Origin of the sequence: Streptomyces sp. NPDC002133 (assembly GCF_040296405.1) — a bacterium.
Taxonomy (GTDB): domain Bacteria; phylum Actinomycetota; class Actinomycetes; order Streptomycetales; family Streptomycetaceae; genus Streptomyces.
The window spans coordinates 173973-183854 of sequence record NZ_JBEOXF010000010.1 but is presented as its reverse complement, the minus strand read 5'-3'; the positions used below and the strand labels follow the sequence as shown (position 1 = coordinate 183854).

Genomic DNA, 9882 nt, shown 5'->3' with positions numbered 1-9882 from the left:
CTGCCCGATCGCCGCGGCGCAGCTCGTGCCGCAGGCCGCCGTCGCGGCGCCCGCCCCCGCCCCCACCGCCGCCCCCGCACGGGCCGTGGCGCCCCCTCCGGCCACCGCGCCACGCTCGGCGGGAGACGTGACACACACGGGCTCGCAGCGTTCGCTGACGTACGTCACCACCGGGCCCGGGATCCCGCACCAGCCACCGCCCTCGCCCCCGCCGACGGCGGACGGGCACGGCGTCGGGCAGGGGAACGGGAACGGTCAGGGCGACGGGACCGGCAACGGCCACGGTCCGCTCCCCGTGCGGGGCGAGCACACCGAACGCCCCAACCCGTCCACCGCCGCACCCGGCGTCAGCCGCACCACCCCGCAGAGCGGGGCCCAACTGCCGCAGAACCCCGCCGAATCACCGGTGGTCCGTGGCACCATGGGCCGTCCCACCCTCCCCAGACGTCGCGCCCAGGAGCACCTCGTACCCCAACTGCGCAACGATCCCGCACCCCGCAAGGCCGAGGAGCCAGAGATCCACGACCCCGGTCTGATGGCGGCCTTCCAGCGCGGCATCGGCCTCGCCGAGTCCCAGAACCCGGTCACTTCCCATGAACCGCTTCAACAGGGCGAAACCCACAAGGAGTAGATGCACCATGGCGAGCGATGTGCCGTCCGGCCATTCCTCGGATCTCGACTGGTTGCTCACCGGCCTGGTCCAGCGGGTGCCTTACACCCGCAGCGCGGTTCTGCTCTCCTCCGACGGCCTGGTGAAGTCCGTGCACGGCCTCGACGCCGACAGCGCCGACCACATGGCCGCGCTCGCCTCGGGGCTGTACTCCCTGGGCCGCAGCGCCGGTGCCCGCTTCGGCGACGGCGGAGAGGTCCGCCAGGTGGTGGTCGAACTCGACTCCACGCTGCTCTTCGTCTCCACCGCGGGCTCCGGTACCTGTCTCGCCGTGCTCGCCGGACGCGAGGCGGATGCCGCGGTCCTCGGCTACGAGATGGCGATGCTGGTCAAGAGCGTACGGCCCTACCTGATCACTCCGGCCAGACAGCCGGCCGGGGCGCCGAGCGCCACGGGGCAGTGATCGTGCCGGCCCCGCAGGACGGGCCCTGGCTCGACGACGCGGCCGGCCGCCTCATCCGTCCCTACACGGTCAGCGGCGGCCGCACCCGTCCGACAGCCACACTCGATCTGCTCTCACTGGTGATGGCGACCGGTACCGACCCGCAGGCGCATCTGGGGCCGGAGCACGCGATGGCCCTCGGCCTGTGCGACGGACCGACCTCGGTGGCCGAGATCGCGGCGCACTTACGGCTCCCGGCGGTCGTCACCAAGGTTCTCCTCTCCGATCTCGTGGACTGCGGGGCGGTCACCGCACGGGCGCCCCGCTTCCAGGAGTCCCCTACCGACCGTTCTTTGCTGGAGGCAGTGCTCGATGGCCTACGACGACGGCTCTGAAGCCCGCGACGACCGCTTCGGCACCCAAGACGACCCGGGCCGCTTCGAAGCCGCCCTCTTTCCCACCGCGCTGAAGATCCTCATCGCGGGCGGTTTCGGGGTGGGCAAGACCACGTTCGTCGGCGCGGTCAGCGAGATCGAGCCGCTGAGCACGGAAGAACTGCTGACGACGGTCAGTGTGGCGACGGACAGCCTGGAGGGTGTCGAGTCCAAGACGACCACGACGGTCGCCATGGACTTCGGCCGCATCACCCTCGACGACCGCCATGTGCTGTACCTCTTCGGCACGCCCGGCCAGGAGCGCTTCTGGTTCATGTGGGACGAGCTCTCCGAGGGCGCGCTCGGCGCGGTCGTCCTGGCCGACACCCGCCGCCTGGAGGAGTGCTTCTCCGCGGTCGACTTCTTCGAGCGGCGCGGCATCGGATTCGTCGTCGCCGTCAACGAGTTCGACGGCGCCTACCGCTACGAGCCGGAGGAGGTGCGGGCCGCCATCGACCTCAATCCGGAGGTGCCGGTCGTGCTGTGCGACGCCCGGATCGCCAGCTCCGGGATCAGGACTCTGGTCACCCTTGTCCAGCATCTGCTGTCCACCACTCCGGCGCCGGCACCGGCGCCGAGCTACGGAGCACACTCATGACGTACGACCCGACCGGTCATCTGCTGCTGACCCCCGTCGACCGTGAGGCGCCCATGCGGGTGCAGCGACTGCGCCAGCTGGGTCTGGGGGAGCGGCCCGACCCGGCCTTCGACGAGTTCGCCCACAAGCTCGCGGAGGTGACGCGGGCACCGTACTCGATGGTCAACTTCATAGACGAGAACCGGCAGTTCTTCGCCGGGCTGCACACTCCCGCGGGCACCCACTCGGGCAGCGATCTCGACGCCGCGGCAGCCGCGACGGGCGGGGACGTGAGCCGCTTCATGGCCCGCGACCACGGCTACTGCCCGCACGTCGTGGTGCGGCGCAAGGCGCTCGTGCTGGAGGACGTCTGCGACTATCCGCGGTTCGCCGGGAACCCCGTCGTCGACGAGATCGGCATCCGCTCGTATCTCGGGGCGCCGCTGATCGACCGTACCGGCATCGCGCTGGGCACCATCTGCGTGGTGGACACCGAGCCACGTCCCTGGGGCCGGGCGGGTCTGGAGACGATCAAGTCGCTCGCGGCCGAGCTGGTCGAGCAGATCCACCGCCGCGAGGACGGGGGACTGTGAGGACGGCACCCCTGGCCTTGATGCCGGGGACCATGTGACGCCCCCGGGAACTCAAGCCGAGCTCCCGGGGGCGTCACATGTCACGGTGTTCGGCGGTCTTCGCATACGCACCCTCGTATGCACCGGTGCACGTATTGGCGCCGGCACCTGCGGACGCGCCTTCGTGCGGGCCCGTCAGAGCGCGGGCTCCAGCCGGGCCACCTCCGCGAGCCGCTCCGACCACTCGCCCTTGGCGGTGCCCAGGGCCACCTCGGCCAGCCGGAGCAACTGGATGTCGGAAGTGCCGGCGGGCGCGAATATGTGGTGCGCGTCTCGCAGATAGCGCTCGACGGGGCGGTCGGTGAAGAGGCCGGACGCCGCATGGATCTCCATCGCGTTCCGCGCCGAGTCGAGCGTGGATTCGACGTTGACCAGCTTCGCGTTCATCAACTCGGCGTCACAGGCCAGACCTTGGTCCAGCAGATGCACCGCGTGGTACGCGGTGAGCCGTGCCGTCATCAGCCGTGACTGCAGCTGCCCCAGCTTCAGCTTGATGGAGGGGAGTTCCTGCAGCGGTTTTCCGTAGCGCCGGCGTTCGGTGCAGAACCTGGTGGTCTCCTCCAGGATCGCCTGGTGGAGGCCGAGCGAGACGGCGGTGAGATTGGCCCGTCCGTACAGGACGCTGGAGGAGTAGGCCACGGCCAGGCCCTCGCCCTCCTCGCCGAGCCGGTTGTCCACCGGCACCCGGCAGTTGTCGAAGAGCAGCTCGCCGAAGCTGAACCCGTGCAGCCCCATCGTCGGTTTCTGTTCGCCGACGCGGAAGCCCGGGCGGTCGGACTCGACGAGGAACGCGGTGAGGCCGCCGGAGCCCGGTCCGGTGCGGACCACGACCCCGTGCAGATCGCCCACATGGCTGTTTCCGACGTACACTTTTCGGCCGTTGATGATGTAGTCGTCGCCGTCGCGTACCGCTGTGGCGCTCATGCCCAGCACATGTCCGCCCGATTCGGCTTCGGTGACCGCGATCGTGGGGAGACAGTCGCCGGCGGCGATCGCCGGAAGCCAGGACTTCTTCTGCTCCTCGCTGCCGAAGTGGACGATTTTCGCAACGCCCAGCTGGGAGGCCTGAACCATCGCCCCCATGGCGCCGCTGACGCGGGACAGTTCCTCGATGATGATGGTCTTGGCGAGATGGCCGGCACCCATCCCGCCGTGCGCCTTGCTGATGGTCGCTCCGAGCCAGCCCTGCCGGGCAATGAGCCGGGACAGCTCGCGGTGGACCGTGCGGGCCGCCTCCATGGCGGGAACCCGCGGACGGACCTCACTCTCCGCGAAGTGCCGGACCTGGGCCCGGAGCTGATGATGCAGTCGACTGGCGAAATACCCGTCCATCACGAGCCCTCCTCTGCGAAACGCCTGCTCGCGCGTATGTTCGAGCAGGTGGTGCATCGGCGTGGTCCCGTCCCGTACGGGCCGACCACCTCATGGTGTTGATCGATTCCAGGTGATTCAAGATCGTTTAGTAGTTTTGTCCGAAACTCGGTCGGTTGACGTTTGATTGAGACCGTGTTCTGGGTGGTAGTGGCCTGTCCGGTCCTATCCGTACGGCATTCCCTGCAGGCAACTTTCTGCCACATGGCAATGGCGAAGGTTTCGTGGGCATATGGCACTCAGGGACAGCCGCCGGATCGGATGCCGCCGGCGGGCCGGTGAGGGGCAGTGCAGGACAACGCGTCCATCGCACAGCCCCTTGGGACCCGGTTCTCACCGTACCGGCGCACGGTTGCGCCATGCGGCGCGTTTCCGGTTCCCCGGGCGCCACCGCGCCGTGGGCACGCCCCACCGCACGCGGGGTCGCCGCCCTTCAGGCCCTCCGCTCCAGCACGTCGACGGCGAGCCGCCGCACGACCGACTCGTCCACCTCCACCCCGAGACCCGGCGCGTCCGGCACGTGCGCCACGCCCTTCTCCACCCGTACCGTCTCCACGGCGTACGGCGAGTCGATGAACTGACGGCCGTTGAGGTCGACCGGGGTGCCGACCCCGATGCCGTACGCGGCGAAGAGATGCAGCGACGCCGCGAGCCCCAGGTCGGAGTCGGTCAGCCCCGACCCCATCAGCCGCACCCCGCAGTCCTCCGCCAGTGCGCACAGGCGCCGCGACAGCGTCAGTCCGCCACTGCGCTGCACCTTGGCGATGGCCACGTCCACGGCCTCCAGCCTGACGAACGTCGCGAGATCGGTCGGATGCCGAAGGCTCTCGTCGAGCGCCACCGGCACCGGCGAGTGCTCGCGCAGCCGCCGCAGGCCCGCGAGGTCATTGGCGGGCAAGGGCTGCTCGAATGCGGTGAGCCCGTACGGCTCGAGGCGGCGGGCCATCCGCAGCGCCGCGTCCACCGTGTACGCCTGGTTGGCGTCGACCCAGAGCGGCGCGGCGGGGGCGTGCTCGCGTACCGCCGCCACCACCGCCGCGTCGGTCGCCTCGTCGTGCAGCCCGATCTTCACCTTGAAGGCGCGGTAGCCCGCCTCCGCGCCCTCCGAGACGCTGTCGCCCACCTCGGCCGGCGACTGGCCGGAGACGATCCACCCCAGCTCGACCGTGTCCGTGCGCCGTTGGCCCCACATCACGCCCAGGGACACGCCGGCGGCCCGTCCCAGCAGATCGTGGATGGCGACGTCCACCGCGCTCTTGGCGAGCGGGGCGCCGATCGACAGACCTCGGTTGACCGCCCGCTCGAAGGCCGCGTCCACCGCGTCCAGATTCCACGCGGGGCGCCCGGTGATCGCCGGGGCGAGATAGCGGTCGACGGTCGTGACGATGGACTCGGCGGTCTCGTACGTCCACGCGGGGATCGGGGTCGCCTCGCCCCAGCCGTACGCCCCGTCGGCACTGCTCACCTTCACCAGGATCCGGATCGACGGCCGCCCCGCGACGGCGACCGCGCCGCCCGAGACGCCGAAGGAGCGGCGGGTGGGCAGGGCGACCGCGAAGGTCTCGACGCGGTCGATGGTCAACAACGGGTCCCTCTTCATCAACGGGTCCTCTCGGCGGGCAGGTCGGCGGATGAACGAGCGGGTGGAGCGGTGCTGGCGCGCAGGACGACCTCGCCGCCGACCCGCAGCACGCGCGAGCGCCGGCCGGGCGCCTCGCGCAGGGCGAGGGCCATGACCTCCCTGCCCATCGCGCTGAGCGGCAGGGCGACCGTGCTGAGCGGCGGAGTCAGCTCCCGTACGAGAGGGATGTCGTCGAAACCGGCGAGGGAGATGTCCTGTGGCACCCGCACGCCCGCTTCCCCGAAGGCCGCCAGCGCCCCGACCGCCATCACATCGGTGACGGCGAAGACGCAGGTCGGGCGGTCGGCGCCCGCGCGGACTCGGGCCAGCAGCTCGCGTGCTGCCGCATGACCGCCATCACGGGTGAAGGCGCCGCGCACGACGGACTCCGGCCGCAGGATCCCACCGCCCTCCGTGAGCCCCGCACGAAAACCCGCCAGCCGGTCGGAGACGGTGGTGAGTTCCGGTGGCCCGCTGAGCACGGCGAACTCCCGGTGCCCGAGGGCGAGCAGCGACCGGGCGAGCGCCGCGGCCCCGGCGCGGTTCTCCGGCAGGACGGCGTCCGCCCGCAGGCTGCGGTGACGGCTGACGACCGCGACGCGCCCGCCGGCCCGTACGTACGGATCGAGCTCGGCGGCCAACGCCCGCTCCCAGACGCGGTCCTGGAAACCGGAGCCGATGAGGAGGATGGCCCGGGCGCGCTGGGCGCGCAGCATGGAGACGTACGCGATCTCGCGCTCCGGCTCGCGGAAGGTGCTCGCCAGCATGACGAGGAGGTCCGACTCCGCCGCGGCGCGCATGACTCCGGCCGCGATGGCGGAGAAGTACGGGTCGCCGACGTCATGGCAGACGACACCGACGGTGTTGTTCGAGGCGCTGGCGAGCGCCTGGGCATGGGCGTTGGGGATGTAGCCCAGCATGTCGGCCGCCGCGCGTACGCGCTGGCGCAGTTCCTCCCGGACCCGGGTCGTGCCGTTGAGCGCTCTCGACGCCGTCGCGAGGGAGACGCCCGCTCTGCGGGCGACGGTGTCCAGCGTGACGTGGGGCTCCGCCGGTGGGCGCGTCCTGGCTTGCGCCGGTGTACGGGTTGGTGCCTGGGCTGGTGCCTGAGCTTGGCGTTCACTCAACCTGACCCCCGGAAAGTTCGGGACGACCTATTGACCGTGCGTGCAGGCAGTCATTAGCGTGGCGACACCTTAGCAGAAAGCGCTTTCTGAAAGCGCTTGTTCGGAAGACATCGATCGCAGGATCCGAACGGCCGCTCTTCGCAACCGCCCCGGATGCCCGAGGAGTTCATCGTGAGCCAGAGCGTCATACCGGCCCCCGCCGCAGAGGCGGAGGGGGTTGCCCGGCGGAACAGCCCGGGGACGGGGGAGAGGCTCGCCCGCGCCCTCGAGAAGGGCTGGCGGCCCTTCGCGCTGCTGCTGGCGTGCTTCGCCGCCTGGTGGGTGATCGCCGCCGCCGAGCTGGTGGAGCCGTATCTCGTCCCGTCGCCCGGCGCGACCCTGGACGTGCTGCTGGAGAAGACCGACTACATCTGGCACCACAGCTGGGTGACCACGTACGAGACACTCATCGGCTTCGTCATCGCCGTCGCCGTCGGAGTGCTCGCGGCCGTGGTGATGGTCTACTCGTCGACCGTCGAGAAGACGCTCTATCCGATCCTTCTCTTCGCCCAGGTCGTACCGAAGATCGCGATCGCGCCGCTCTTCGTCGTCTGGCTGGGCTTCGGCATCGCGCCGAAGATCCTGATCGCCGTGCTGATCGCCTTCTTCCCCGTGGTCATCTCGATGGTCACCGGACTCAAGGCGGTCGACCCCGAGATGCTGCAGCTCTCGGCCACCATGGGGGCCCGGCCGTGGCAGACCTTCGCCAAGATCCGCTTCCCGGCGTCGTTGCCGCATCTTTTCGCCGGTCTCAAGGTCGCCGTCACGCTCGCCGTGACGGGCGCCGTCGTCGGTGAGTTCGTCGGGGCGAACGAGGGGCTCGGCTATGTGATCCTCCAGGCCAACGGCAACCTCGACACCCCGATGCTCTTCGCCGGGCTTCTCATCATGTCGCTGATCGGCGTCGTGCTCTTCGTCCTCGTGGAGATCGCCGAGAAGCTGCTGCTCCCGTGGCACGCCAGCCGCCGCGGAACCGACGTGACCACCACGTACTGACCACGGCCACCACCCGGTGACCGCCACCGGCCACGGTGACCAGACGGCGGCGACCATCCAACCCACCGACCGCGCCACGACCACGACCGCGCCACGACCACCATCCAGACGTGACCCGTTCCGAGAGGGCCAGCCATGACTGCGCGCAGACTCCTGATCGGCCTCGTACCGCTGCTCCTGGTCGCCACGGCCTGCGGGGAGGGCGACGCGGGGACCACCACCAGCGACTCCGGCAAGAAGCTCGACAAGGTGACCCTGACGCTCAACTGGTATCCGTACGGCGAACACGCGCCGTTCTACTACGGCAAGCAACAGAAGATCTTCGAGAAGCACGGCATCGACCTGACGATCAATGCCGGGCAGGGTTCGCAGAAGACCGTGCAGGCGACCGGCGCCGGGCAGACCGACTTCGGCTGGGCCGACACCCCTGCCGTCCTCGCCGGCATCGACCAGGGTGTCAAGGTCAAGAGCCTCGGGGTGTTCCTGCAGACCACACCCTCGTCGGTGCAGTTCTTCGAGTCCGCGGGCATCAAGTCCCCCGCCGACCTCAAGGGGAAGACCATCGCCGGAACGGCGGGTGACGCACTGTCCAAGACCTTCCCGATCTTCCTCGAGAAGAACGGACTGAGCGAGTCCGACGTCAAGGTCCAGAACACCGACCCCGCGGGCAAGATCGCCGCGGTGATCTCCGGCAAGACGGACGGGCTGCTCGGCTACGCGAGCGACCAGGGCCCCACCATGCAGAACAAGGCCAAGAAGACCGTGTCCTACCTCCGCTTCTCGGAGCACGGCCTCAACTTCTACTCCAACGGTCTGATCGCCGGCCAGAAGACCCTCACGGGACGCGCCGACGTCGCCAAGCGCATGGTCCAGGCGGTCAGCGAGGCCTGGGCGGCCGCGGAGAAGGCACCGGACCCGGCCGTCGCCGCGATGGAGGGCGCGTCGGAGCAGCTGCCGCCGAAGGAGGTCCTCGCCGAGCAGTTCAGGACGACCGTGACACTGCTGCGCACCTCGGCCACCCAGGGCAAGGCGCCGGGCGTGAACACCGAGGCGGACTGGCAGCAGACCATCGACGTCTTCGCCCAGGCCGGAATGGTCAAGAGCCCCAAGGCCGTGTCGGAGTACTGGGACACCGCCACCGCCCTGAAGGGATGACGATGACCAGGGACACGACCCTGCGCAAGGAGCAGGGCGCGCAGGACACGAGGGGCCCGGCAGACACGGCGGGCGGCACCGGCGCGGCAGCCGGTGCCGGTGCCGGCACGGCGACGGTCGCCCTGGAGGATGTCGCCGTCCGCTTCCGTACCAAGCACCGCGACGTCACCGCGCTGCACAAGGTGTCCCTCGACGTCGCGGCGGGCGAGTTCGTCGCGATCGTCGGACCGTCCGGATGCGGCAAGTCGACCCTGCTCAAGCTGGTGGCGGGACTGCTGAAGCCGTCGGCGGGACAGGTCCGGCTGAACGGCGAGGCGGTGAACGGACCGCGCCACGACATCGGTTACGTCTTCCAGCGCGCCGCGCTCCTCGAGTGGCGCTCGGCCCGGCGCAACATCCTCATCCAGGCCGAGATGCGCCGGATGCCGGGCGACCGGGCCCACGCCCGTGCGGACGAACTCATCGCGATGACCGGGCTCGGCGGCTTCGAGGACGCCTACCCGCACGAGCTGTCCGGCGGCATGCAGCAGCGCGTCGCGCTCTGCAGGGCGCTGCTCCACGAACCGCCTGTCCTGCTGATGGACGAGCCGTTCGGCGCGCTGGACGCGCTCACGCGTGAGCAGATGAACATGGAGCTCAACCGGATCTGGCGGGAGACGGGCACCACCGTGCTGCTGGTGACCCACTCCATCTCGGAGGCGGTCTATCTGGCCGACCGGGTCGTGGTGATGAGCCCGCGGCCCGGCACCATCACCGAGATCATCGACGTCGGGCTGCCCGCCGAGCGGGACTACACGGAAACTCTGGGCAGGTCCGAGTTCCGCGAGGCCACCGGGCACATCAGAGATCTGCTGGGGGCCGCATCGGCGCATGACTGA

Annotated in this window: 10 protein-coding genes and 1 pseudogene; 8 read left to right on the top strand and 3 right to left on the bottom strand. The window is 70.1% G+C overall.

All coding sequences use genetic code 11. From position 1 onward, the window contains the following. From ABT078_RS14565 to ABT078_RS14545, 5 genes and pseudogenes are all read left to right on the top strand, one after another. Window positions 1-631 (top strand): annotated as a pseudogene (locus tag ABT078_RS14565) (hypothetical protein); the annotation flags it as partial. 7 nt (window positions 632-638) lie between these two features. After that, window positions 639-1073, top strand: a complete 435-nt coding sequence (locus tag ABT078_RS14560) for a roadblock/LC7 domain-containing protein (RefSeq protein WP_351227440.1) — start codon at window positions 639-641, stop codon at window positions 1071-1073. A 2-nt stretch (window positions 1074-1075) separates the two neighbouring features. Then, window positions 1076-1447: a DUF742 domain-containing protein gene (locus tag ABT078_RS14555; protein ID WP_351227438.1), complete on the top strand. Its 372-nt coding sequence runs from the start codon at window positions 1076-1078 to the stop codon at window positions 1445-1447. Continuing rightward, a complete protein-coding gene (locus ABT078_RS14550; RefSeq protein WP_351227436.1) occupies window positions 1425-2084 on the top strand; it encodes a GTP-binding protein in 660 nt (219 codons plus the stop codon). Before ABT078_RS14555 ends, ABT078_RS14550 begins: the two co-directional genes overlap by 23 nt. Next, window positions 2081-2656, top strand: a complete 576-nt coding sequence (locus tag ABT078_RS14545) for a GAF domain-containing protein (RefSeq protein WP_351227434.1) — start codon at window positions 2081-2083, stop codon at window positions 2654-2656. Before ABT078_RS14550 ends, ABT078_RS14545 begins: the two co-directional genes overlap by 4 nt. Before the next feature lie 174 nt (window positions 2657-2830). On the opposite strand, the gene ABT078_RS14540 is transcribed toward ABT078_RS14545, so the two are convergent. The 3 genes from ABT078_RS14540 to ABT078_RS14530 all read right to left on the bottom strand — a co-directional run bounded on the left by ABT078_RS14540 (window position 2831) and on the right by ABT078_RS14530 (window position 6721). Then, window positions 2831-4027: an acyl-CoA dehydrogenase family protein gene (locus ABT078_RS14540; RefSeq protein WP_351227432.1), complete on the bottom strand. Its 1197-nt coding sequence runs from the start codon at window positions 4025-4027 to the stop codon at window positions 2831-2833. A gap of 472 nt (window positions 4028-4499) precedes the next feature. Beyond that, window positions 4500-5666, bottom strand: coding sequence for a mandelate racemase/muconate lactonizing enzyme family protein (locus ABT078_RS14535; protein WP_351227430.1), 1167 nt, complete (start codon window positions 5664-5666; stop codon window positions 4500-4502). Beyond that, window positions 5666-6721, bottom strand: a complete 1056-nt coding sequence (locus tag ABT078_RS14530) for a LacI family DNA-binding transcriptional regulator (RefSeq protein WP_351227460.1) — start codon at window positions 6719-6721, stop codon at window positions 5666-5668. Before ABT078_RS14530 ends, ABT078_RS14535 begins: the two co-directional genes overlap by 1 nt. A gap of 246 nt (window positions 6722-6967) precedes the next feature. On the opposite strand from ABT078_RS14530, the gene ABT078_RS14525 reads away from it, so the two are divergent. From ABT078_RS14525 to ABT078_RS14515, 3 genes are all read left to right on the top strand, one after another. Then, window positions 6968-7849 (top strand): ABC transporter permease, encoded by an 882-nt coding sequence (locus ABT078_RS14525; protein ID WP_351227428.1) that lies wholly within the window; start codon window positions 6968-6970, stop codon window positions 7847-7849. A 135-nt stretch (window positions 7850-7984) separates the two neighbouring features. Beyond that, window positions 7985-9004 carry an ABC transporter substrate-binding protein gene (locus ABT078_RS14520; protein WP_351227426.1) on the top strand — a complete coding sequence of 340 codons (1020 nt, stop codon included), beginning with the start codon at window positions 7985-7987 and terminating at the stop codon, window positions 9002-9004. Then, a complete protein-coding gene (locus ABT078_RS14515) occupies window positions 9001-9882 on the top strand; it encodes an ABC transporter ATP-binding protein (protein WP_351227424.1) in 882 nt (293 codons plus the stop codon). The genes ABT078_RS14520 and ABT078_RS14515 overlap by 4 nt, the downstream gene beginning before the upstream one ends.